At 72.8% G+C, this 23,329-nt stretch carries 22 protein-coding genes; 13 read left to right on the top strand and 9 right to left on the bottom strand.

The genetic code is table 11. From position 1 onward, the window contains the following. Positions 1-47: 47 nt before the first annotated feature. The 6 genes from OO67_RS28045 to OO67_RS28020 all read left to right on the top strand — a co-directional run bounded on the left by OO67_RS28045 (position 48) and on the right by OO67_RS28020 (position 8,248). Positions 48-887: a TrmH family RNA methyltransferase gene (locus OO67_RS28045; protein ID WP_033304474.1), complete on the top strand. Its 840-nt coding sequence runs from the start codon at positions 48-50 to the stop codon at positions 885-887. Positions 888-1,026: 139 nt separating this feature from the next. After that, positions 1,027-2,181, top strand: coding sequence for a sensor histidine kinase (locus tag OO67_RS28040; protein ID WP_033304473.1), 1,155 nt, complete (start codon positions 1,027-1,029; stop codon positions 2,179-2,181). 113 nt (positions 2,182-2,294) lie between these two features. Continuing rightward, entirely contained in the window at positions 2,295-3,422 is a 1,128-nt protein-coding gene (gene pheS, locus OO67_RS28035) for a phenylalanine--tRNA ligase subunit alpha (protein WP_033304472.1), read from the top strand. Then, positions 3,422-5,932 carry a phenylalanine--tRNA ligase subunit beta gene (pheT, locus tag OO67_RS28030; RefSeq protein WP_033304470.1) on the top strand — a complete coding sequence of 837 codons (2,511 nt, stop codon included), beginning with the start codon at positions 3,422-3,424 and terminating at the stop codon, positions 5,930-5,932. Before pheS ends, pheT begins: the two co-directional genes overlap by 1 nt. A gap of 357 nt (positions 5,933-6,289) precedes the next feature. Beyond that, positions 6,290-7,630, top strand: coding sequence for an NsdA family TPR-like regulatory protein (locus tag OO67_RS28025; RefSeq protein ID WP_033304468.1), 1,341 nt, complete (start codon positions 6,290-6,292; stop codon positions 7,628-7,630). An 87-nt stretch (positions 7,631-7,717) separates the two neighbouring features. After that, on the top strand, positions 7,718-8,248 hold the full coding sequence (locus tag OO67_RS28020) for an NUDIX domain-containing protein (RefSeq protein WP_033304467.1): 531 nt from the start codon (positions 7,718-7,720) through the stop codon (positions 8,246-8,248). 66 nt (positions 8,249-8,314) lie between these two features. Here the strand turns inward: OO67_RS28020 and OO67_RS28015 are convergent, their stop codons facing one another. Continuing rightward, positions 8,315-9,175, bottom strand: a complete 861-nt coding sequence (locus OO67_RS28015; RefSeq protein ID WP_063746174.1) for a 3-hydroxybutyryl-CoA dehydrogenase — start codon at positions 9,173-9,175, stop codon at positions 8,315-8,317. A 197-nt stretch (positions 9,176-9,372) separates the two neighbouring features. Here OO67_RS28015 and OO67_RS28010 point away from each other — a divergent pair, with 197 nt between their 5' ends. Beyond that, positions 9,373-10,629 (top strand): glycoside hydrolase family 10-like protein, encoded by a 1,257-nt coding sequence (locus OO67_RS28010; protein ID WP_078598316.1) that lies wholly within the window; start codon positions 9,373-9,375, stop codon positions 10,627-10,629. Positions 10,630-10,707: 78 nt separating this feature from the next. Here the strand turns inward: OO67_RS28010 and OO67_RS28005 are convergent, their stop codons facing one another. Further along, entirely contained in the window at positions 10,708-10,911 is a 204-nt protein-coding gene (locus tag OO67_RS28005; protein ID WP_033304462.1) for a DUF1918 domain-containing protein, read from the bottom strand. A 42-nt stretch (positions 10,912-10,953) separates the two neighbouring features. After that, positions 10,954-11,925: a DMT family transporter gene (locus tag OO67_RS28000; RefSeq protein ID WP_033304460.1), complete on the bottom strand. Its 972-nt coding sequence runs from the start codon at positions 11,923-11,925 to the stop codon at positions 10,954-10,956. Here OO67_RS28000 and OO67_RS27995 point away from each other — a divergent pair. From OO67_RS27995 to OO67_RS27980, 4 genes are all read left to right on the top strand, one after another. Further along, positions 11,924-13,384: an aminotransferase-like domain-containing protein gene (locus OO67_RS27995; RefSeq protein WP_208861092.1), complete on the top strand. Its 1,461-nt coding sequence runs from the start codon at positions 11,924-11,926 to the stop codon at positions 13,382-13,384. The two genes, OO67_RS28000 and OO67_RS27995, sit on opposite strands and share 2 nt — an antisense overlap. Further along, a complete protein-coding gene (locus OO67_RS27990) occupies positions 13,381-13,818 on the top strand; it encodes a GNAT family N-acetyltransferase (RefSeq protein ID WP_033304458.1) in 438 nt (145 codons plus the stop codon). The genes OO67_RS27995 and OO67_RS27990 overlap by 4 nt, the downstream gene beginning before the upstream one ends. 69 nt (positions 13,819-13,887) lie before the next feature. Beyond that, a complete protein-coding gene (locus OO67_RS27985) occupies positions 13,888-14,463 on the top strand; it encodes a histidine phosphatase family protein (RefSeq protein WP_033304456.1) in 576 nt (191 codons plus the stop codon). Between the two features lie 96 nt (positions 14,464-14,559). Beyond that, positions 14,560-15,711: an EstA family serine hydrolase gene (locus OO67_RS27980; RefSeq protein WP_033304454.1), complete on the top strand. Its 1,152-nt coding sequence runs from the start codon at positions 14,560-14,562 to the stop codon at positions 15,709-15,711. Between the two features lie 7 nt (positions 15,712-15,718). On the opposite strand, the gene OO67_RS27975 is transcribed toward OO67_RS27980, so the two are convergent. The 5 genes from OO67_RS27975 to OO67_RS27955 all read right to left on the bottom strand — a co-directional run bounded on the left by OO67_RS27975 (position 15,719) and on the right by OO67_RS27955 (position 20,714). Then, positions 15,719-16,387, bottom strand: coding sequence for a response regulator (locus OO67_RS27975; protein ID WP_033304452.1), 669 nt, complete (start codon positions 16,385-16,387; stop codon positions 15,719-15,721). Continuing rightward, a complete protein-coding gene (locus OO67_RS27970) occupies positions 16,384-17,661 on the bottom strand; it encodes a sensor histidine kinase (RefSeq protein WP_033304450.1) in 1,278 nt (425 codons plus the stop codon). Before OO67_RS27970 ends, OO67_RS27975 begins: the two co-directional genes overlap by 4 nt. Before the next feature lie 10 nt (positions 17,662-17,671). Then, entirely contained in the window at positions 17,672-18,859 is a 1,188-nt protein-coding gene (locus tag OO67_RS27965) for an acyltransferase family protein (RefSeq protein WP_033304449.1), read from the bottom strand. Further along, complete coding sequence (locus OO67_RS27960; protein WP_033304447.1) at positions 18,852-19,811, bottom strand: alpha/beta hydrolase; 960 nt, start codon at positions 19,809-19,811, stop codon at positions 18,852-18,854. The genes OO67_RS27965 and OO67_RS27960 overlap by 8 nt, the downstream gene beginning before the upstream one ends. Positions 19,812-19,949: 138 nt before the next feature. Then, entirely contained in the window at positions 19,950-20,714 is a 765-nt protein-coding gene (locus OO67_RS27955; protein ID WP_033304445.1) for a LysR family substrate-binding domain-containing protein, read from the bottom strand. Between the two features lie 58 nt (positions 20,715-20,772). Between OO67_RS27955 and OO67_RS27950 the strand changes: the two genes are divergently transcribed. Then, complete coding sequence (locus tag OO67_RS27950; RefSeq protein ID WP_033304692.1) at positions 20,773-21,171, top strand: DUF5997 family protein; 399 nt, start codon at positions 20,773-20,775, stop codon at positions 21,169-21,171. Between the two features lie 167 nt (positions 21,172-21,338). Here OO67_RS27950 and OO67_RS27945 read toward each other — a convergent pair whose 3' ends face one another. Next, positions 21,339-21,971, bottom strand: a complete 633-nt coding sequence (locus tag OO67_RS27945) for an SRPBCC family protein (RefSeq protein WP_033304443.1) — start codon at positions 21,969-21,971, stop codon at positions 21,339-21,341. Positions 21,972-22,253: 282 nt separating this feature from the next. On the opposite strand from OO67_RS27945, the gene argC reads away from it, so the two are divergent. After that, positions 22,254-23,282 (top strand): N-acetyl-gamma-glutamyl-phosphate reductase, encoded by a 1,029-nt coding sequence (gene argC / locus OO67_RS27940; protein WP_033304441.1) that lies wholly within the window; start codon positions 22,254-22,256, stop codon positions 23,280-23,282. The last annotated feature ends 47 nt before the right edge of the window (positions 23,283-23,329 follow it).

The following is a 23,329-nucleotide window of genomic DNA, read 5'->3' as shown; positions in this document are numbered from 1 at the left end:
AACGTACGCAGAGAAGCTGACTTACGCAGAGAGGCTCGCCGCCGACCATGGGCACCCCCGAACTGATCTCCGCGCGATCGCCGCGAATCGCCGCCGCACGCCGACTGGCCAGGCGCAATTTCCGCGGCAAGGAGCGCCGGTTCATCGCCGAGGGGCCGCAGGCCGTGCGGGAGGCCGCCGCGCACCGGGGCGGTGACGGCGAACCCACGCTGACCGAACTCTTCGCGACCGTCGAGGCGGCCGACCGGTACGCCGACATCATCGAGGCCGCCGGTGCCGCCGGTGCCCGCGTGCACCTGGCCGACGCCGGCGTACTCGCCGACGTCTCGCAGACCGTCACGCCCCAGGGCCTGATCGGCGTCTGCCGCTTCCTCGACTCGCCCTTCGAGGACATCCTCGCGGTGAAGCCCCGGCTGGTCGCCGTCCTCGCCCATGTGCGTGACCCCGGGAACGCGGGCACGGTGCTCCGCTGCGCGGACGCCGCCGGCGCGGACGCGGTCGTGCTCACCGACGCCTCCGTGGACCTCTACAACCCCAAGTCGGTCCGGGCCTCCGTCGGCTCGCTCTTCCATCTGCCGGTGGCCGTCGGCGTCCCCGTGGAGCAGGCAGTGAGGGGGCTCCGGGGTGCCGGTGTGCGCATCCTGGCGGCCGACGGCGCGGGCGAGGACGACCTCGACGACGAGCTCGACGCGGGAACCATGGGCGGTCCCACCGCCTGGGTGTTCGGCAACGAGGCGTGGGGCCTCCCGGAGGAGACGCGCGCCCTGGCCGACGCCGTGGTCCGGGTCCCGATCCACGGGAAGGCCGAGAGCCTCAACCTCGCCACCGCCGCCGCCGTGTGCTTGTACGCCTCCGCGCGGGCCCAGCGCCCGCGGCGGGCCGGCTGACCCCGCCGGCGCCCCACCGATCGATACGGGCCACTCCCCGCCGGTACCCGTCCCGAGGGTGTCGCCCGGCCGCCGGCGCCTAGTAGGGTGACGGACTCGGGGGCCCACTGCACCGGTTCGAGAGGTGGGGTACGGGAAGATGGCTGTCGGCATGAGCAGGCCGCGAGCGACACACACGGCCGCCGTGCGCGCCCTCTCCGGCGGGGCCGGCACGAGCCGGTCCGCGGGTGACCCGGTGACGGGCATCGACCCGGACGACCTGCCCGACGGTCTCGTCGTCGCCGACGAGAACGGCGAGGTCGTCTGCTTCAACGCCGCCGCCGCCCGGATCACCGCCACACCCGTGGCCACCGCGCTCGGCCGCCCCCTGGACCAGGCACTGCCCCTCGAGGACCTCAAGGGACGTCGCTGGTGGGACCTGACCGACCCGTACGGCGGGCTCGCCATCCGCGTCGGCCAGCCCGAGCGGAACCTGCTGCTCCCCGGCGGCCGCGAGGTCCTGGTCTCCGCCCGGTACGTACGCGAGACCCCGGCCGGCCCGGTCCGCCGGGTCGTCGTGTCACTGCGCGGCACCGAGGCGCGCCGTCGCACCGAACTCAGCCACGCCGAGCTGATCGCGACCGTCGCCCACGAGCTGCGCTCGCCGCTGACCTCGGTGAAGGGCTTCACCGCCACGCTCCTGGCCAAGTGGGAGCGGTTCACGGACGACCAGAAGCGGCTGATGCTGGAGACCGTCGACGCCGACGCCAACCGCGTCACCCGGCTCATCGCCGAGCTGCTCGACATCTCCCGCATCGACTCCGGCCGGCTGGAGCTGCGCCGTCAGCCCGTGGACATCTCCGCGGCCGTCGAACGCCACGTCCAGGCGCTCACCGCGACCGGTCAGGCGCCCGACCGCTTCCTCGTACACACGCGGCAGCCGCTGCCCGCGCTCTGGGCAGACCCGGACAAGGTCGACCAGGTCCTCGGCAACCTTCTCGAAAACGCGGTGCGCCACGGCGAGGGAACCGTCACCATTGAGATCGCCCCTGCGCCCGCACCGGCGAAAAGCGACGAGAGCGGAACGGCAGTCACCGTGAGCGACGAAGGTCCCGGCATCCCCGAGGAGTCGATGGGCCGCGTCTTCACCCGCTTCTGGCGGGGCAGCAAGCGCGGCGGGACCGGCCTGGGCCTCTACATCGTCAAGGGCATCGTCGAGGCGCACGGCGGCACGATCACGGTCGACCGCGCACCCGGCGGCGGGGCCGAGTTCCGATTTATCCTGCCCGTGAGCGCGCCGGCCTACCTGGTCTGAGCGCCCGCGGGCTTCTTCGCCTCCCGGCGGCCCGTAGACTCGACTTTTGGCACCTTTGCGTCCTCAGTCGTCGAACCAGGGTCGCCACCAGCCAATCGGAAGCACGGGAAGAGATGTCGGCACCGAACAAGTCGTACGACCCAGTCGAGGTCGAGGCACTGAAACCGGAAGAGATCGAGCGCATGCGGGACGAGGCGTTCGCCGCCTTCGCCGCCGCGGGCGACCTCGACGCGCTCGCCCAGGCGAAGACCGCGCACACCGGTGGTACCTCGCCCCTGTCGCTCGCCAACCGCGAGATCGGCGCCCTGCCGCCGCAGGCCAAGGCCGAGGCGGGCAAGCGCGTGGGCCAGGCCCGCGGCGCCGTCTCCAAGGCGCTGGCCGCCCGCCAGGCCGAGCTGGAGGCCGAGCGTGACGCCCGTGTGCTGGTCGAGGAGGCGGTGGACGTCACCCTGCCCTACGACCGCACCCCGGCCGGTGCGCGCCACCCGCTGACGACCATCATGGAGCGCGTCGCCGACGTCTTCGTCGCCATGGGCTACGAGATCGCCGAGGGCCCCGAGGTCGAGGCGGAGTGGTTCAACTTCGACGCCCTGAACTTCGTGCCGGACCACCCGGCGCGGCAGATGCAGGACACCTTCTTCGTGCAGGGCGCCGACGGTGCCAAGGGCGACGAGTCCGGTGTCGTGCTCCGCACACACACCTCGCCCGTCCAGGCACGCTCGCTGCTCAGCCGTAAGCCCCCCGTCTACGTGGTCTGCCCCGGCCGGGTCTACCGCACCGACGAACTCGACGCCACGCACACCCCGGTCTTCCACCAGATCGAGCTGCTGGCCGTCGACGAGGGCCTGACGATGGCCGACCTCAAGGGCACCCTCGACCACATGGTCCAGGCACTCTTCGGCCCGGACATGAAGACCCGGCTGCGGCCGAACTTCTTCCCGTTCACCGAGCCGTCCGCCGAGATGGACATGGTCTGCTACGTCTGCCGCGGCGAGTCCGTCGGCAACCCGGACCGCCCCTGCCGCACCTGCGGCAGCGAGGGCTGGATCGAGCTCGGCGGCTGCGGCATGGTCAATCCGAAGGTGCTCGTCGCCTGCGGCGTGGACCCCGAGAAGTACAGCGGATTCGCCTTCGGATTCGGTATCGAGCGGATGCTGATGTTCCGCCACAACGTCGAGGACATGCGAGACATGGTCGAGGGCGACGTCCGGTTCACCCGGCCGTTCGGGATGGAGATCTGATGCGCGTCCCGCTTTCCTGGCTGCGGGAATACGTCGACCTGCCGGCGACGGAGACCGGCCGAGACGTACAGGCCAAGCTCGTCTCCGTGGGCCTCGAGGTCGAGACCGTCGAGCAGACCGGCGCCGGCCTCAAGGGCCCGCTGGTCGTCGGACAGGTCCTGACGATCGAGGAGCTGGAGGGCTTCAAGAAGCCCATCCGCTTCTGCACCGTCGACGTCGGCACGGCGAACGGCACCGGTGAACCGCAGGAGATCGTCTGCGGCGCCCGTAACTTCTCCGTCGGTGACAAGGTCGTCGTGGTCCTCCCCGGCGCCGTGCTGCCCGGTGACTTCGCGATCGCCGCGCGCAAGACGTACGGCAAGACCTCGCACGGCATGATCTGCTCGACCGACGAGCTCGGCATGGGCGACGACGGCACCCACGGCATCATCGTGCTGCCGCCGGAGTTCGAGCCCGGTACCGACGCGATCGAGCTCCTGGAGCTCGTCGACGAGGTCCTCGACATCGCCGTCACGCCCGACCGGGGCTACTGCCTCTCGATGCGTGGCGTGGCCCGCGAGACCGCCATCGCGTACGGGCTGCCGCTGCGCGACCCGGCGCTCCTGGACGTGCCCCCGCCCAACGCGCACGGCTACCCGGTGAAGGTGTCCGACCCGTTCGGATGCAGCAACTTCACCGCACGGACGGTCACCGGCCTGCGGCCCGAGGCGCGCTCCCCGATCTGGATGCAGCGCAGGCTGCAGAAGGCCGGGATGCGCACGGTCTCGCTGGCCGTCGACATCACCAACTACGTGATGCTGGAGCTCGGCCAGCCCCTGCACGCCTACGACCGCACCCGTGTCGAGGGGACGATCGGGGTGCGCCGCGCCGAGCAGGGCGAGAAGCTCACCACGCTCGACGGTGCCAAGCGTGTCCTGGACGCCCAGGACCTGGTCATCACCGACGACCGCGGGCCGATCGGCCTCGCGGGCGTCATGGGCGGCGCCGACACCGAGATCGCCGATGTCGCCGAGGACGCCGGGACCACCGAGGTCGTCATCGAGGCCGCGCACTTCGACCCGATCGCCATCGCCCGGACCGCGCGCCGCCACAAGCTGAGCTCCGAGGCGTCCAAGCGCTTCGAGCGCGGTGTCGACCCCAAGGCCGCCGCCGCTGCCGCGCAGCGCACGGTGGACCTGCTGGTCCTCCTCGCGGGCGGCACGGCCGAGGCCGGCGTCACGGAGATCTCCGCCCCGTCCGCACCCCGCACCATCGCGATGCCGGCGAACCACCCGGACCGGGTGGCCGGTGTCGCCTACGGCCGCGAGACCGTCGTACGCCGTCTCCAGCAGGTCGGCTGCGACGTCTACGGGCAGGACGAGCTGATCGTCACCGTGCCGTCGTGGCGCCCCGACCTCGCCGAGCCGAACGACCTGGCCGAAGAGGTCATCCGGCTGGAGGGGTACGAGAACCTCCCGTCCACCCTGCCGACGCCGCCCTCCGGACGCGGGCTCACCGACCGCCAGCGGCTGCACCGCCGCATCGGCCGTGCCCTCGCCGGCGCCGGCTACGTCGAGTCGCTCAGCTACCCGTTCATCGGCGAGGCCGTCCTCGACCAGCTCGGTCTGGAGAAGGAGGACGCCCGCCGTCGTACGGTCACCCTCGTCAATCCGCTCTCCGACGAGGAGCCCGCTCTGCGCACCACGCTGCTGCCGGGCCTGCTCGGCGCACTGCGGCGCAACGACGGCCGCGGCAGCCACGACCTGGCGCTCTTCGAGACGGGCCTGGTCTTCAGGCCCACCGGCGAGGAGACCAAGGCCGTGCGCCTGCCCGTCGACCGCCGTCCCACCGACGAGGAGATCGCCGGACTGGACGCGGCGCTCCCGCGTCAGCCGCGCCGCGTCGCGGTCGTCCTCGCGGGCGCCCGTGAGCAGGCCGGCTGGTGGGGCAAGGGCCGCCCCGCCGACTGGGCGGACTCCGTCGAGGCGGCTCGCTCCATCGCCCGTGAGGCGGGCGTCGAGGTGACGGTCCGCGCCGACCGGCACGCGCCGTGGCACCCCGGCCGCTGCGCCGCGCTGTACGTCACGGTCGGCGGCGAGGAGACCCTCTTCGGACACGCGGGCGAACTGCACCCCCGCGTCGTCAAGGAGCTCCACCTGCCCGAGCGGACCTGCGCCATGGAGGTCGAGCTCGACGTCCTGGAGCAGGCCGTCGACGGTGCGCTCCAGGCGCCCCGGATCTCCACCTTCCCGGTGGCGACCCAGGACGTCGCGCTCGTCGTCGCCTCGGACGTGCCCGCCGACGCCGTGGAGAAGGCGCTCCGCGAAGGCGCCGGCGAGCTGCTCGAATCGCTGCGGCTGTTCGACGTCTTCACCGGGGAGCAGATCGGGGAGGGCAGGAAGTCCCTGGCGTACGCGCTGCGGTTCCGCGCCCCGGACCGCACGCTGACCGTGGAGGAGGCCTCGGCGGCCCGCGACACCGCGGTCGCCCTGGCCACCGAGCGCACGGGCGCGGTGCTGCGCGGCGCGTAGTCGTCCAGGCGGTGAGAAGGGGCGTATCCGGCCACCGGATACGCCCCTTTGTTCTCGCCGGACGGCCCGGGGGCCGCACAGGGACCCTCCTGTCATCGGGGCAGTGGGCTGTACGGCCCGGCGCCGCCCGTCCTGCCACGGAGTGTCGGGCAGGCCGGCAGAACGAACGGCGCGGGGCGGGTCGTCGAACTGTTACGAGGGGGAGCCGACGACCCGGCCGCCTCTTGCGAGGCACTCATTCAAGCGAGCGGTGCCCCGGCGCGGCAGAGCGCACAGCAGGACGGTTCGGGCATTCCTTTCACACCCCGTGTGAATCGTGCTGCACTAGGCTCATTGCGACGCGCACATGGGGGGGCAATGGAGCCCAACGTCCTGCTCGAATCCCTGATCGACGAGGCGGGTGTGTCCCGTGCCGGGCTCGCCGGCCACGTCAACCAGGCCGGCCGCGCCCGCGGGCTGTGCCTGCGCTACGAACACACGGCGGTCGCCCGCTGGCTGAAGGGCCAGCGCCCGCGGGGGCAGGTCCCGGACCTGATCTGCGATGTCCTCGCGGTCCGACTGGACCGGCCGGTCACGCTCGACGACATCGGCATGGGGACCGACGGGGTGCACACGGCGGCCCAGGGCGCCGGCCTCTCCGGGTTCGTCGAGCGTGCGACCACCTTGTGGCGCTCCGACGAACAGCAGCGTCCGCACCTCGTCACCGCACCCGCCGTCACGGGTACGACAGCCGTGATGCCGGTCTGGGAGTGGGAGAACCCTCCCGAGGACGGTGACGTCTCCCGGCCCGGGCCCTCCCGCGTGAGCATGGCGGACATAGCGATGCTCCGAGCGGCCCGCGCGCACTACGAGCAGATGTACCGGAAGGCGGGCGGCATCGCGACCAGGTCCCGCATCGTCGGCTTCCTCAACGCCGAGACCGCACCGCTTCTGCGCGGCGGGTACAGCGACGCCACGGGCCGTCAGCTCCACCGCGCGACCGCCGGGCTGGTGGCCGTCGCGGGCATCTGCGCCTACGACTCCGACGCCCACGGACTCGCCCAGCGCTACTTCCATCAGGCCCTGCGCCTCGCCAAGGCCAGCGGGGACCGTGGGCTCGGCGGCTATGTGATCGCGCTCCTCGTGAACCAGTCGCTGTACCTGGCCGAATTCCGCCGGTCCGTCGCCTTCGCCGAGGCCGCCCTACGGGCGGCGGGCCCGCACATCACCCCGGCCCTGGCCACCGATCTGCACGCGATGCAGGCCAAGGCCTACGCCCAGCTCGGCGACCACCGCAGCGCCCTGGAGTGCATCCGGCGAGCCGAGACCGAGGCCGGCCGCATCCGGAGCGGAGGCGAACCGGACGAGACGGGATACGTCCAGCCGGGTCTCGTCAACGTCCAGGTGGCGGAGGCGCTGCTGCGGCTCGGGGACCTGCCCGGTGCCCGGGAGCACGCGGCGGCGGCCGTACGCTCCCCGGCGCACGATCGCGGGACCGTGCACCGGCTCGCCATGCTCACCCAGCTCGAACTGCTCCAGGGAGAGGCGGACAGGGCGGCGTGCACGGCCTCGGAAATGGCGGAACGCGCCCGGGGCATGGAATCCCGGCGGCTCCGGGGCCGGATGCGCTCCGTACGGGAGCATCTGGCCGCGAGCGGCAGTGCCGACGCCGCGGCGGCGGCCCGCCTGATCGACGGGGCGCTGCGCGTGCCCCTGTGAGCCTCGCCCCAGGAGCCTCCGCGCGTTCCCCTGCGAGACGGACCCTGCTCCGATATTGCCATCGACCAGTCGGAAGGTGGCAGAACTGTGCAGTGGACGAACTTAAACGAACAGACTGTGTACGAGAATCCGTGGTTCCGGGTCAATCTGGCGGATGTGCTTCTCCCCGACGGCCGGCATCTGGACCACTACCTCATCCGGCTCCGGGCCGTCGCCGCGGCGACCGTGGTCAACGAGGCCAACGAGGTGCTGCTCCTGTGGCGGCACCGGTTCATCACCGGCAGCTGGGGGTGGGAGCTGGCCGCCGGCGTGGTCGAGGACGGTGAGGACGTCGCCGCGGCGGCGGCCCGGGAGATGGAGGAGGAGACCGGCTGGCGCCCGGGCGAGCTCCGCCCGCTGATGACGGTGGAACCGGCCAACGGTCTCGTCGACGCCCGGCACCATCTCTTCTGGTCACGGGAGGCGACGTACACCGGTCATCCGGCGGACGACTTCGAGTCCTCCCGCCGCGAGTGGGTCCCGCTCAAACTCGTGCCGGACATGGTCGCGCGCGGTGAGATCCCGGCGGCCAACATGGCGGCCGGACTGCTGCTGCTCCATCACATGCAGCTGGGGTGACGCCACATGCCGGTGCGGCGGGGCGGACGGGTCGGTCCGTCCGCCCCGCCGCACCGGAGAAGCGGGTCACTCGTAGGGGTAGAACCCCGAGCCTGTCTTCCGGCCGAGCCGGCCCGCGTCCACCATCCGCTGGAGCAGCGGGGGAGCGGCGTACAGCGGCTCCTTGTACTCCGCGTACATCGAGTCGGCGACCGAGGCCACGGTGTCCAGGCCGATCAGGTCGGCGAGCTTGAGCGGCCCCATCGGGTGGGCGCAGCCCATCTCCATGCCGTTGTCGATGTCCTCGCGGCTGGCGATGCCCGACTCGAACATCCGGATCGCCGAGAGCAGATACGGGATGAGCAGGGCGTTGACGACGAAGCCCGACCGGTCCTGGGCGCGGATCGCGTGCTTGTCGAGCACGTTCTGCACGACGGCTTCGGCACGCTTTATGGTCTCGTCGGACGTCGTGAGCGCGGGGATCAGCTCGACGAGCCGCTGCACGGGGGCCGGGTTGAAGAAGTGGATTCCGATGACCTGGTCCGGCCGGGAGGTCGCCACGGCCAGCTTGACCAGCGGGATGGAGGAGGTGTTCGAGGCCAGGATCGCGTCCGGCCGGGTCACGACCTGATCGAGCACCTGGAAGATCTCGGTCTTGACCTGCTCGTTCTCCACGACGGCCTCGATCACGAGATCGCGGTCCGCGAACTCGCCGAGGTCGGTGGTGAAGCTGAGGCGGCCGAGGGTCTCGTCCCGTTCCTCCGGGGTGATCTTGCCGCGTTCGGCGGCCTTCGAGAGTGAGTTGTGGAGCCGGGTGCGCCCTATCTCCAGGGCCTCGCCGGTGGTCTCGGCCACCATGACATCGAGGCCGCTACGGGCGCACACCTCCGCGATGCCTGCGCCCATTTGGCCACAGCCCACCACTCCGACGCGTGCAATGTCGGCCATAGAGTCCGTCACCTCGTGCCTTTCGCTGATCTTCGTGCGGCAGTTCCCGTTTGATTCCGGTGCCCGCCTCGACCCCACGACGTTACTCCGCGACGCCCATCCGGTGGGCCGCGGGTCGGGAGATCCCGGGGCGGGCATGATCTGCGTCACGCACTGCCGACGTGACACACGGGAACAGACAGACGAAAGGTACACAGATGCGTCGTATGGGCCGGAGGTCTTTGGTGATGGGCGCGGCGAGCGTGGCGGCCGCGCTGATGACAGCGGGTGACGCCGTCGCGGCGCGACGGCCGGATCCCCCTCGGCGCCGGGGTCGCGGAGCCGTCCCGGCCGAGCTGCGCGGTGTGTGGATCGCCACGGTGGCCAACCTGGACTGGCCCTCGGCGCCAGGCCTGAGCGCTGCGGCCCAGGAGGCGGAACTCATCGCCCATCTGGACCGGGCGGTCGCCCTGCGGCTCAATGCCGTGGTCCTCCAGGTCAGGCCGAGCGCGGACGCCCTGTGGCCGTCCTCGTACGAGCCGTGGGCCCAGTGCCTCACCGGTGTCCAGGGCAAGGACCCGGGCTGGGACCCGCTGGGTACGGCGGTGCGCGAGGCGCACGCCCGCGGGCTGGAACTGCACGCGTGGTTCAACCCCTACCGGGTCGCGAACCACACGGACCCCTCGCGTCTCGTCGCCTCCCACCCCGCCCGGCTGCACCCGGACTGGGTCCTGCCGTACGGCGGGAAGCTCTACTACAACCCGGGGCTGCCCGAGGTCAGGAAGTTCGTCCAGGACGCGATGCTCGACGCGGTCAGCCGCTACGCCGTCGACGCGGTGCACTGGGACGACTACTTCTACCCCTACCCGGTGGCGGGCCAGGTCTTCGACGACGACGCAGCCTACGAGCAGTACGGCGGGGCCTTCGCAACCAAAGCGGCCTGGCGCCGCGACAACACCGACCGGCTGGTGCGCGAGACGGCCGAACGCATCAAGGCGGTCAGAAGTGGCGTCCGGTTCGGGATCAGCCCCTTCGCGGTGTGGCGCAACGCGAAGACCGATCCGCTGGGCTCCGACACCGCGGCCGGTGTGCAGACGTACGACGACCTGCACGCCGACACCCGGAAGTGGGTGAAGGAAGGCTGGATCGACTACATCTGCCCGCAGATCTACTGGAACATCGGGTTCTCCGCGGCCGACTACGCGAAGCTCCTGCCGTGGTGGGCGGAGACGGTGCGGGGCACCGGCGTCGGCCTCTACGTCGGCGAGGCGCTCTACAAGGCCGGTGACCCCGCCCAGCCCGCGGCCTGGCAGGACCCGGCGGAACTCTCCCGGCACCTCGACCTGGCCGCCGGCCATCCGGAGGTGGGCGGCCACGTCTACTTCTCCGCCAAGCACGTGAAGGCCGACCGCATCGGGGCCATGGCGCGGGTGGTGGCCGACCACTACCAGGTCAGGGCCCGCACGCCTCGCTGATCCGGCCGCCGCGGCGGCCCTGCCGTCGTGCGGGACGCGTGCGCCGGGAACCACTCGTGCCCCCGGCGCACGCGCGCTCTACCGGTTCCGGTCCTCCGGGGCGGTGTGCTGGACGACGCTGTCGGGACCCGGGGACCTGATCGATTCGTGCCCGTCCTCGAAGCGCAGACGGTACGGGGGACTGCCCCCGTCGCCGAGTACCTCGATGATCTCTGCGACCCGGTCGTGCTGCCCCACGGTCCTGCCGTGTGTCAGCAGCCGGTCGCCGGCGTGTGCCTCCATCGGGAGTGACCTCCTCACGGGTGGCGGTCCATGTCGACAAGTCTATGACCGGACGAGCACGTCGGCTCCCCTGCGGCGCTCGCCGCGGCTCCCCGCGCGCTGGGTGACGGCGATGCAGACCAGGACGGCCACCGCCGCCACCGGGGCGGCCGGGGACACCTCCTCGCCCAGGGCGAGGAAGGACCACACCAGAGTGAGCAGCGGCTGCGCCAGTTGGAGCTGGCTGGCCCGGGGGACCCCGATCTCCGCCATGCCCCGGTACCAGACGTACAGCCCGAGGAAGGTCGACCCGGCGGCCACCCAGACCAGCCCGACGACCCCGTGCGTCGTGAGGCGCACCGGCTCGAAGGGCAGCGCCACCGCCGCACCGGCCACGGCGAGCGGCAGGCAGAGGACGAGGGCCCAGCCGATCACCTGCCAGCCCGGCATCACCCCGGCCAGCCGGCCACCCTCGGTGTATCCCGCCGCGCACACCAGGAGCGCTCCGAACAGGTAGAGATCGCCGCCGGAGAGCCTTCCACCGCTCTGCTGCACCGTGAAGGCGATCACCACCGCCGCGCCGGCGAGAGCCGCGACCCAGAAGGCGCGCGGCGGGCGTGAGCCGGTGCGCAGAGCCGAGAAGAGCGCGGTCGTCAGCGGCAACAGCCCCACCACGACGGCCGCGTGCGAGCTCGTGGAGGTCTGCAGGGCCAGTGAGGTCAGCAGGGGGAATCCCACGACCACACCGCCCGCGACGACCGCGAGACCGGCCCAGTGGCGGCGCGCGGGCAACGGGACACGGCCGGCGAGCAGCGCGCATCCCGCGATCAGTGCCGCCAGCACGCTGCGCAGTGCGACCAGGGACCAGGGGCCGAAGCTCTCCAGGCCCCACACCGTCGAGGGAAAGGTCAGCGAGAAGGCGAGGACTCCGAGCCCGGCGAGCACGACGCCGTTCCCGGGGCCGCGGCGCACGAGGGGCCGGTCGCCGTTCACCGCTATCGCAGTCGGTTCAGTAGCGCTATCGTGAGCTGTCATGCATGAGCGTAGCAGTGTGTTCGAACTGGTCACTTCCCTCCGGGCGGAGCTCGACCGCTACTCTCCGGGTGGAAAGCTGCCGTCCAGCCGGGCACTCGTCGAACGGTTCAAGGTCAGTCCGGTGACGGTCTCCCGCGCCGTCGCGCAACTCGCCGCCGAAGGCCTGGTCGTCACCCGCCCCGGCTCCGGGGCCTTCCGGGCCGGGACCCGTGCCGTCGCACCCGCGCCGGGAGACACCTCCTGGCAGGAGGTCTCGCTCAGCGGGGACGCCGGACCCGAGGTCGTGCCGCGCACCGTCGACGCCTCGGGTGTCCTCGTCACCCTCGCCGCACCGCCCCCCGGGGTCATCGAGTTCAACGGCGGCTACCTCCACCCCGGCCTCCAGCCCGAGCGGGCGCTGGCCGCCGCGCTGGCCCGGGCCGGACGCCGGCCGGGAGCGTGGGGCAGGCCCCCCACCGACGGGCTCGCCGAGCTGCGCGCCTGGTTCGCCCGGGAGATCGGGGGCACGCTCGCGGAGTCCGACGTCCTGATCACGGCGGGAGGGCAGAGCGCCCTGGCCACGGCGCTCCGTGCGCTCGCCCCGCCGGGAGCCCCCGTGCTCGTCGAGTCCCCTACCTATCCGGGCATGCTGGCCGCCGCCCGCGCCACCGGTCTGCGACCGGTCCCCGTACCGATGGACGCCGACGGGGTGCGGCCCGATCTGCTGGAAGCCGCGTTCCGCACCACCGGCGCGAAGGTCTTCGTCTGCCAGCCGCTCTTCCAGAACCCCACAGGCGTGATCCTGGCGCCCGAGCGGCGCGAGCGGATCGTGAGGGCGGCCCGGCGGGCCGGCGCCTTCGTCGTCGAGGACGATTTCGCCCGCCGGCTCGTCCACGCGGACACCGGTCCGCTGCCCGAGCCCCTCGCGGCCCACGACCCGGACGGTGTCGTCGTCCACGTGCGATCCCTCACCAAGATCACGTCGCCCAGCCTCCGCGTCGGTGCGCTGGCCGCACGCGGCCCCGTCCTGGAGCGGCTGCGCGCCATCCAGGTCGTCGACAGCTTCTTCGTGCCGCGCCCGGTCCAGGAGGCCGCGCTCGAACTCGTGGGCTCCCCCGCCTGGGAGCGCCATCTCCGTACGGTGGCCGCCGAACTCGGCAGCCGTCGCACCGAGATGACGGGGGCGGTCCGCGCCCGGCTCCCCGAACTCGCGCTGCCGCACGTGCCGTCGGGTGGTGGCAGCATCTGGCTCCGGCTCCCGGGCCCGGCAGCCGGCGAGTCGTCCCTGGTCTCCGCCGCCCTGCGGGCCGGCGTCGCCGTCGCGCCCGGCCGTCCGTACCACTGCGCCGAACCACCCGCCGGCCACGTCCGGCTGAGCTTCGCGGCCGTCTCGGGTCCCGCCGAGATCACCGAGGGGGTCCGCAGGCTGCGCATCGCCGTCGACGAGCTGCGGACGCAGCGCGATAGCCTCCCCGGATGAAGGACGACGACACCTCCGCGCAGCGCTACACGGTTTCCGGCGATCCCGCGCGCCTCGACGCGGCCCGCATCCACGCATGGTTGTCCACGGACGCCTACTGGGCCATGGGGCGCACCCGGGAGCAGCAGGACCGGATGATCGCCGGCTCGCTCAACTTCGGTGCCTACGACCGGATCTCGGGCCGGCAGGCCGCCTACGCGCGCGTGATCACCGACCGCGCCTCCTTCGCATGGATATGCGACGTGTACGTCGACCGCGCGAGCCGCGGCAACGGCCTCGGCACCCGGCTCGTCACCGCCGTCCGTGACGAGCTGGCGCCGCTGGGGGTGCGCAGGTTCCTGCTCGCCACCAAGGACGCCCACGGGGTCTACGCCAAGCTGGGCTTCACCCCGCTCGCCGAACCGGACATGTGGATGGCCCTCCAGCTGGGCTGAGGCACGGACGCACGGGCGCCGCCGACGGCCCTCTTGACCGGCGAGGCGCCCGGCCCCACGATCGCTCGCATGAGCGTTCGGGTGTCTCTGGTCGCCGCAGCACGCAGCTCCGCCCTCCTCGCCGAGCGGTTCGACGACGACCGGCCGCTCGACCACGCCGGCTGGCGTGAGGTCCAGCTCGCCGCCCATACGCTGGTGGGGCTCGGCGCCGCCGAGCTGCGCTACTGCTCGCCCGCCCCGCGCAGCCGCGCCACGGGTGACGCCCTCGGCTTCGCCCCGCTCCTCCAGCCGGCGCTGCGCGACTGCGACATGGGCCGGTGGAGGGGCATGACCCTGTCCGAGGTGGCCGCCCGTGAGCCGGCCGGTGTCGACACCTGGCTCGCGGATCCGAGCTCCGCCCCGCACGGCGGCGAATCCCTGCTCGCCTTCATATCCCGGATCGGCGGCTGGCTCGACACCCGCCCGGTCCGCGACGGCGCCCTCGTCGCCGTGGCCGAACCCGCCGTCGTCCGCGCGGCCCTGGTGTACGCCATCAACGCCCCGCCGTCGGCGTACTGGAACATCGACGTCCGCCCGCTCTCCACCGTGACCATCACCGGACTGCCCGGCCGCTGGAGCCTCAGCATCGAAGCGGTTCCGCGCTGAGCTGATCACCCGGCCGCAGGAACCTCACGCCCGGCGTCTTCCCGCCAGTCCGACCAGTCGGTATGGTGCGTGGCACCGAGACGAGGAGAGAGACCCGTGCCGCAGATCCAAGGCCACTGTGACGACCGGTTCGCCGCGGTGCGCGACGCGTTCGCGGCGAACTTCGCCGAGCGCGACGAGCTGGGCGCGGCGGTCACCGTCCTGCTCGACGGCCGCACCGTGGTGGACCTCTGGGGCGGCTGGGCGGACGGGGGGCGGACCCGTGCCTGGGAGCGGGACACCGTGGTCAACGTCTGGTCCACGACGAAGGGCCCGACCGCGCTCTGCGCCCACCTCCTCGTCGACCGCGGTCTTCTGGAGCTGGACGCCCCGGTTGCCGCGTACTGGCCCGAATTCGCCGCAGCCGGCAAGGAATCCGTGCGCGTGCGCCATCTGCTGTCGCACCGCTCGGGGGTCGCGGGCCTGCGCGATCCGCACACCCTGGCCGAGCTCTACGACTGGGAGCTGACCACGGCCCGGCTGGCGGCCACCGAGCCCTGGTGGGAGCCGGGCACCCGCTCCGGCTACCACGCGATCTCGTACGGCTTCCTCGTCGGCGAGGTCGTCCGCCGGATCACCGGACTGCTGCCCGGGGAGTTCCTGCGGCAGGAGATCACCGGACCGCTCGGCATCGACTTCACCGTCGGCCTCCCGGAGAAGGACGCCGGCCGGGTGGCCGAGCTCGTCCAGCCGAAGGACGTATCCCGGCAACAGGCCGCGCTCTTCGCCACCATGGAGCCGCTGGCCATCGCCTCCCTGCTCAACCCCGGCACGGGCACCGCCGCCGCCAACACCCCGGAGTGGCGTGCCGCCGAGATTCCCGCCGCCAACGGCCACGGCACCGCCCGCGCGGTCGCCTCCCTCTACGGGATCCTCGCCGGCCGGGGCAGCCTCGGCGGCCGGCGGATCCTGTCCGAGGAGGCCGCCGAACGGGTCCGCGAGGGGCAGGGCAGCTGCCGGGACCTGGTGCTGGGTGCGGGCTTCGCCCACGAGACCGAGCTGGGTCTCGGCCTCTGGCTGAGCGGCCCGAATGCCTCGTACGGTCCCAACCCGCGGGCCGTCGGCCACGACGGGGCGGGCGGTTCCTGCGGACTCGCCGACCCGGAGTCCGGGATCGCACTCGGCTACGTCATGAACCGCATGGGCCCGGACATCGCCGACGACCCGCGCAAGATGGCGCTGATCGACGCGGTGTACGGGGCCCTGTGAGCCCCGGTCAGTAGCCGGCCGGGCGCACCAGCCCGGACTCGTACGCGTACACCGCGGCCTGGGTCCGGTCGCGCAGGCCCAGCTTCACGAGGATCCGGCTCACATGGGTCTTCACGGTCTGCTCCGCGACCACGAGGTGGGCCGCGATCTCCGCGTTCGACAGGCCCTGCGCGATGAGGGACAGCACTTCCGTCTCACGTTCCGTCAGGTCACCGACGCGCCCCCTGTCGGGAGGGCGTGGCCCGGCGCTCACCCGGGAGAACTCGGCGATCAGGCGCTTGGTGATGTGAGGGGCGAGCAGCGCGTCACCGGCCGCCACCACCCGCACCGCCTGGGCGAGTTCGTCGGCCGAGGCGTCCTTCAGCAGGAAGCCGGAGGCGCCCGAGCGCAGCGCCTCGTACACGTACTCGTCGAGGTCGAAGGTGGTCAGGACGAGAACCCGGGCGGTCGCCCCGGGTGCCCCGGTGATGCGGCGCGTGGCGTCTATGCCGCCGAGGCGGGGCATCCGTATGTCCATCAGGACGACGTCGGGGTCGAGTTCGGCCGTCTTCTCCAGTGCGTCCACACCGTCCACCGCCTGACCGACGACCTCGATGCCGGGCTCGGCGTTCAGCAGCACCGTGAAGCCCTGGCGGACCATCATCTGGTCGTCGGCGATCAGCACGCGGATGGTCATGAGAGTTCCTCCAGGGGGAGTGTCGCCACTACTTCGAAACCCCCGCCGGGGGTGGGGCCGTGGGTGAGGTCGCCGCCCAGCATGGCGGTCCGTTCGCGCATGCCGAGCAGCCCGTGGCCCCCGCCGCCCGTGCTCCGGCCGGGCGACGCCGGGGCGGTGTTGGTGACCCGGACGGTGACGGCGGCGGAGTGGTAGCCGACCTGCACCCGGGCCCTCGCCCCCGGGGCGTGCCGCAGTACGTTGCTCAGCGCCTCCTGCACGATGCGGAAGGCCGACAGCTCCACCCCCGGCGGCAGCGGGCGGCGCCGGCCCGTGGTCTCCGCCGTGACGGTGATGCCCGCGCTCCGGACCTTGCCGATCAGTTCGTCCAGCCGTTCCAGGGTCGGCTGCGGGGCGTGCCGCAGCCCGTCCGCCACCGCGTCCTCCGAGCGCAGCACCCCGAGCACCCGGCGCAGCTCGGCCAGCGCCTCCACGGCGTTCTCCCGTATACCGGTGAGGTTCTCCCTGAGCTCGTCCGACGGGTTCTCGACCAGGTGCGGTGCGACCTGCGCCTGGATGGAGATCACCGACATGTGGTGGGCGACCACGTCGTGCAGCTCGCGCGCGATCCGGTTGCGCTCCTCCAGGAGGGTGCGCCGGGCCCGCTCCTCCTCCGTGAGCTCGGACTGCTCGACCAGCTCCGTGCGGGCCACGCGCAGGGCGCGCAGGGCGGCACCGATCACCACGGCCGTGAACAGGACCAGTGCGGCGACATACAGGGAGTAGTGGTGGGGCCTGGTGGTGGAGCCGGCCGACAGCCCCGCCAGCAGGCTCAGCACGAGCGCGAGACCCGCCCGGCGTGGACGCACGCGGAGTGCCAGCAGGAACAGGGCGGTGCCCTGCAGCGCGATCTCGGGGCCGGTCCACGGATACAGTTCGCCAGGCGTCATGGCGTACGCCGTGATCCGCACACTGACGACCATCAGGGCCAGCGATGCCCACCACGCGTACAGGGGGTGCCACATCCCCGTGAGCAGTGCCAGGGCCTGGCTGACGACGAGGAGCACCACGTACTCGGGTACCGCGGCGCCGTGCGGGACCAGGTCGGGCACGTGCCAGACGCCGAGGACCGTCACCACGAGTGTCAGCAACATCCCGAAGGCGGGCCGCCAGACCGGCGATCCGGGCGCACCCATGGGCGGCACCGGATCGACGGGAGCGGTCCACAGATCCTCGCGCAGCATGCGCGGCAGCCCGCGCAGAGCCGCCGCGATCCGCCCCCCAGCCCCCGTCATGCCGCTCAGCTTAGACACGGCGCGACTCCGGCGCCCGGGCAGGGGAACCCGACCGTACGACGGTCGAACTCCCCGCGCCCCGCTGCTCGTACGCCCCGAACGCGGCCTGGCACACCAGCAGCACCAGGGCGAACACCGGGAGCCAGGCCAGCCGGGCGAACACCCAGCCGGGGCCGTCGGGGACCGTGTGCAGTCCGGCGAGAGGGCCGTTCAGGAACAGGGCGGTCGACGTGACCACGATCATCGCGGTCTGGTGCCACAGGAAGACGGTCATCGCGGAGAGGTTCAGCAGAGCCACCGCCGCCCACACCGCGGGCCGCGTGAGCACCCGCCGCAGGCGTCCGAGCAGCAGCAGGGCCGCCCCGCACTGGGCGAGGCCGAAGGTGACGGCGGCGAGCGTCGGCGGGTCGAGGTTGGACAGGGCACCGCCCGGCACCCCGACCATGGAGGCGGGATATCCGGCGAGCAGCACCAGCCCGGCCGTGGCCGCCGCGCCTCCGGTCAGCAGCACCCATCCGGTCCGGCGGTCGCGCAGGCCGCCCCGCGCCCAGGCCGCGCCCAGGCAGTAGGGGACCAGCCAGCCCGCGGCCACGTTGATCCAGCCCAGTCCGGCCGGGCCGTCGAACCCCAGCCGGAACAGGTCGACGTACAGGACGACGGCGAGCGGCCACAGCGGGTGCAGCCGGGCCACCAGCGGGGTCGCCGCGGTCAGTGCCGCGAACACCAGCAGGAACCACAACGGCGACCACACCAGTCCGGCCAGCACGCGCACCGACCCCTCGTCCACACCCGAGGCCAGCATCACGCCGGCCGCCACGGCCCACACGGCGGTCACGACGGCGACCGGACGGAACAGCCTGCCCATCCGGACCCTCAGCCAGAACCCGTAGGACTCGCCCCTGGCCCGGGCGGAGGCGTAGCCCTGCGCGCCCACCTGGCCACCCACCAGGAAGAAGAGGGCGAGCGTCTGGAACACCCAGGAGACGGGAGCGAGCCGGGGCATGTGCTGGAGCGGACTCGCGCCGCGCACCGTGCCGCTGTCGGTGACCAGCGCGGTGACCAGCCAGTGGCCGCACACCACGCCCAGGATGGCGAAGGCGCGCAGGGCGTCGACGGCGCGGTCGCGGTCCCGGGGCGTCGCCTCATCGATCCGCCGCACGAGGGGACGTACATCGATGCGCCGCACGAGGTCACCCATGACGGGTCCCAGCCGTTCCCGCCACGATCCCGGCGATGCTGCGGAGCGAGACGGACCCGGGTCTCAGGTAGTCGCTGTGTCCGGCGTCGCCCGCGTCGAACACCTCGGCTCCGAACTCCGGCGCCGTCGGGTCCGCCCCGAACCCGACCGTGACGAACGGCAGGGGGAGAGCCGTGTGCGGGACCAGGGCTATCCAGTCGTCCCCGCCCAGGCCCGCCCGCACCGTGGCGCGGGTCCGCAGACCGGCCGCGCTCCCGGCACCGGTGCCGGGGCTCCCGTACAGCACGACGTCCGCCACTTCGAGGCCGGACGCGGCCCGGGCGCAGACCACGGAACCGTAGGAGTGGCAGAGGAGGGAGACCCGGGCGGCGGGCACGGCCCCGCCCAGCTCCCGGACGAACGCCCTGAGCCGAGGCGCCGCTTCGCCGGCCCGTCCCGCCGTCAGCGACGACGGGCCCAGCGTGGCAGGCGTCCGGTAGCCGAGCCAGGCGATGACGGCGGACCCGCTGCCCAGCTCGTCCAGGAGCGCGTCGGCGTCACGCCGTAGGCGCCAGTAGTGATCGAGGTCGACACCCGCCCCCGGCACCAGGACGGCGATACGTCCGGCGCGGGACAGATCCCCGAACACCTCCGCGCTGCGTCCGCCGTCGCGCCCGTCGAACATCAGGAAGGTGCGCCCCGGCCCCGCCATGGCCGTGAGCGCTGCGGCCCGTCGACGGTCGCCGTGGCGGGCGGCCATGTCACGCGCCGCCCGGATCTCCTCCCGGCCGGCGGCGTACCTGGCCTCCAGGACCGAGGATTCCGCCGTGCCCAGCGGGGCGAGGGCGGCCGGAGCGGGGGCCGGAACGGCGGCGGGGCGGGCCGCCCCCGACACCGGCAGCGCCACCGACGCGGTGACGAGGGAGGCGAGCAGGGCGCGCCGCGCGCGGCTGCTCCATGGGCGGGACGCCATGGGATGTCCTTCCGTACCGGATGGTTCTCGTTGAATCCGGTACCGAAGTTATGGAGCGACCCCTGTGGTCGGCGTCCCGCCCGGGAGGGCACCTGGCGCGTAGCTCCGAAGTACTACGGGTAGGGCACGGCCCACCCGCTACGGCCGGCGGCGGGGCTTTCCGCGCTTGGCGCCGCCCTTGGGGTTCTTGGCGCCGCCGGAGCCGCCCCGGGAGGTCTTGCCCGGTGCCGGCTTGCGCGGTGCGCCGCTCTTCTTCTCGGCGCGCCTGGCCTTCGGCTGCGGCGGCGTCGGGGCGCGGCCGCGGGTGCTGTTGACGGTCCGCCCGCGGACGATCCCGATGAACTCCTCGACCAGGTCGGTGGTCTTCTCCTCCGGCCACGCGAGGGCGATCCGTGACTCGGGGGCGCCGGCCAGCGGCCGGTAGGTGAGGTCCTTGCGGTGGTTCAGCCGGGCCAGTGACTGCGGGACGACGAGCAGGCCCACGCCGGCCGCCACCAGCTCGACGGCGTCCGCCGTGGTGGCGGGCCGCTCGAGCGCGGGCCGGCCCGGCGGGCGCTCCCAGCCGAGGGTGTCGTCGAGGGGATGCAGCACGATCTCCTCGGCCAGGTCCTCGGCCGACATCTCCTCGACGGCCGTCGCCGCGTGGTCCTTGGGGACGACGACGACGGTGGTCTCGGTGTACAGGGGGATCGCGCTGAGGTCCGTACGGTCGATGGGCAGCCGCACGAAACCGGCGTCCGCGCCACCGTCGCGCAGCAGGCCGGCGGCCTCGGCGGCGGGTACGCCGACGAGGGTCAGCGGGGTACCGGGCAGCCGCTCGTTCCAGATCCGGACCCACTTGGTCGGGGTCACGCCCGGGACGTAGGCGAGCCGGAACGACGAAGGTGCTTCCGAGCCTGTCACTCCGCCAGGTTACCGGCCGTGGTCGGAGGCGGCGCACATGCTCGATACCCTGGACACCATGACGTCGCACCAGACCACCCAGACGATGAAGCCCGCCACAGCGGCGAAGAAGCTGGGTGTGTACCTCGAAGCCACCCCCGCCGAGTTCCAGGAGGGCGTCGTCTCGCGCGCCGAGCTGAACGCGCTGCAGTCCGACCCGCCGGAGTGGCTGCAGGAGCTGCGCCGCAACGGTCCGCACCCCCGGCCGGTGGTCGCCTCGAAGCTGGGCGTCTCCATCGCCGGCCTCGCCCGCGGCGGGGTCACGGAGCCCCTCACCACGGAGCAGATCGACGCCCTGAAGCAGGACGGGCCCGAGTGGCTGCAGAAGGAACGCGCCACCCAGGCCGAGGTCCGCGAGGAGGCGGCACGCATCAAGGAGCGCAACGCGGCCCGCTCGGAGCAGGCCGACCGCGACTGACGTGCCCCCGGGGACGCCGAGCGTGGGCGCCGGGCCGACCGGGTGCCACTCCCGTCGGCTCCGGCGGGGCGCGACCGGCGGGAGCGGCCCGCAGGTCCGCGCCGCCGCGGCACACGCACGGCGCCGCCGTGCGCCGGGAACGCCGCCCCGCACCCGTGTCGCCGGGTCTACGACCCCGTGTAGAACGCGATCGTGGCCACCGTCGTCGCGGTCACGGTCTCCGGATCCGCTCCTGAAGCGGCGAACGCCCGCCCCCACTCCTCACCCGAGCGGGCCACGAAGGCCTTCGCCTCGGGGGAGGTGTGCCACTCCACCGCCTCCTCCGGGTCGATCCCGCCGCCCGCCAGGTGCCATCCGAGCCCCAGAAGTGCAAGGTCCCAGCCGACACCGACCGCGCCGGGCCCGAACTGACTCCGGAACTCCTCCGGGATGACGGACGCGTGCTCCAGCTCGAACACCGTCCGGTCGCCGCCCTCCGGCGCCAGGCGCACCTCGACCTCACTGAATCCGGGGTCGGGGCCGAACAGCCAGGACACACGCAGCCGCCCAGGGGGGACGCACTCGAGGATCTCGCCGCCCGCGTTGCCCTCCAGCTGATAGCTCCCGCCGGCCCGGAGGTCACCCGTCACCGGGAGGAACCACCGGGCGATGCGCTCCGGAGAGGTCACCGCCCCCCAGACATCGGCGGCAGGGGCGTCGAAAGTGCGCCGCAACAGCACCGTGCCGGCCTCGTCCGACCCCACGCGGCGTGTGCCGACCTCCCGGTGCACACGGCCGGCCTCCTCGGCGATCTCACCCATGGCCGCTCACTCCGCCTCCGCGTCTTGCGACCGCTCCGCACCCGGTCGGTATACAGGTCATGTAACCGAAGTCCTGCCGCACCCGCCTCACCGGACGCCGCGACCGCCCGGCGATTCCACCGCCGGAGACCTGCGCATCCGGCACTCGAGCCCCGGCGCCTCGCTCACCGGCACCGGCACCTCCTCCGGCTCCGGCACCGGCCGGCGAACGGCCAGGCGAGCGATCTTTGCATAACACTGCATTACTGCGTATAGTCATGCCATCGATGAGGAGGCATTCCGATGGTGGTACGTGCGGCAGTGGCAGGAGCGAGCGGTTACGCCGGCGGGGAACTGCTCCGTCTGCTCCTCACTCACCCACAGGTCGAGATCGGGGCCCTCACCGGCCACTCCAACGCCGGGGAGCGGCTCGGTGCGCTGCAGCCGCATCTGAGGCCGCTCGCCGACCGAGTTCTCCAGCCGACCACGGCGGAGGTGCTCAGCGGGCACGACGTCGTCTTCCTGGCCCTGCCGCACGGGCAGTCCGCCGCAGTGGCGGAACAGCTCGGTGACGAGGTGCTCGTGGTCGACATGGGCGCCGACTTCCGGCTCGAGGACCCCGCCGACTGGGAGAAGTTCTACGGCTCGCCGCACGCGGGCACCTGGCCCTACGGTCTGCCCGAGCTTCCCGGGGCCCGCGCGGCGCTGGAGGGGTCCAAGCGCATCGCCGTGCCCGGCTGCTACCCGACGGCCGTCTCCCTCGCGCTCTTCCCGGCATACGCCGCCGGTCTCGCCGAGCCCGAGGCCGTCGTCGTCGCGGCGTCCGGCACCTCCGGCGCGGGCAAGGCCGCCAAGCCGCACCTGCTCGGCTCCGAGGTCATGGGCAGCATGTCCCCGTACGGCGTCGGCGGGACCCACCGGCACACCCCCGAGATGATCCAGAACCTCGGTGCCGCGGCCGGTGAGCCCGTCTCCGTGTCCTTCACGCCGACCCTGGCGCCCATGCCCCGCGGGATCCTCGCCACGTGCAGCGCGAAGGCGAAGCCGGGAGTGAGCGCCGCCTCGCTCCGCGACGTGTACGAGAAGGCCTTCGCCGACGAGCCGTTCGTCGACCTGCTGCCCGAGGGGCAGTGGCCCGCGACCGCGGCCGTGTACGGGTCCAACGCCGTACAGATCCAGGTCGCCCACGACGAGGCGGCCGGCCGGATCATCGTGATCAGCGCCATCGACAACCTCGCCAAGGGCACCGCCGGAGGCGCCCTGCAGAGCATGAACATCGCCCTCGGACTGCCCGAGGACACGGGGCTCTCCACCATCGGAGTCGCACCGTGAGCGAAGCACGCGCAGCCGCCGGGCTGCGGGCAACGACGAAGGCCGCG

This window comes from Streptomyces atroolivaceus (assembly GCF_000717025.1).
In the GTDB taxonomy this organism is placed as follows: Bacteria; Actinomycetota; Actinomycetes; order Streptomycetales; family Streptomycetaceae; genus Streptomyces; species Streptomyces atroolivaceus.
The sequence above is the reverse complement of the archived record's forward strand: the minus strand, read 5'-3'. Positions and strand labels throughout refer to the sequence as shown.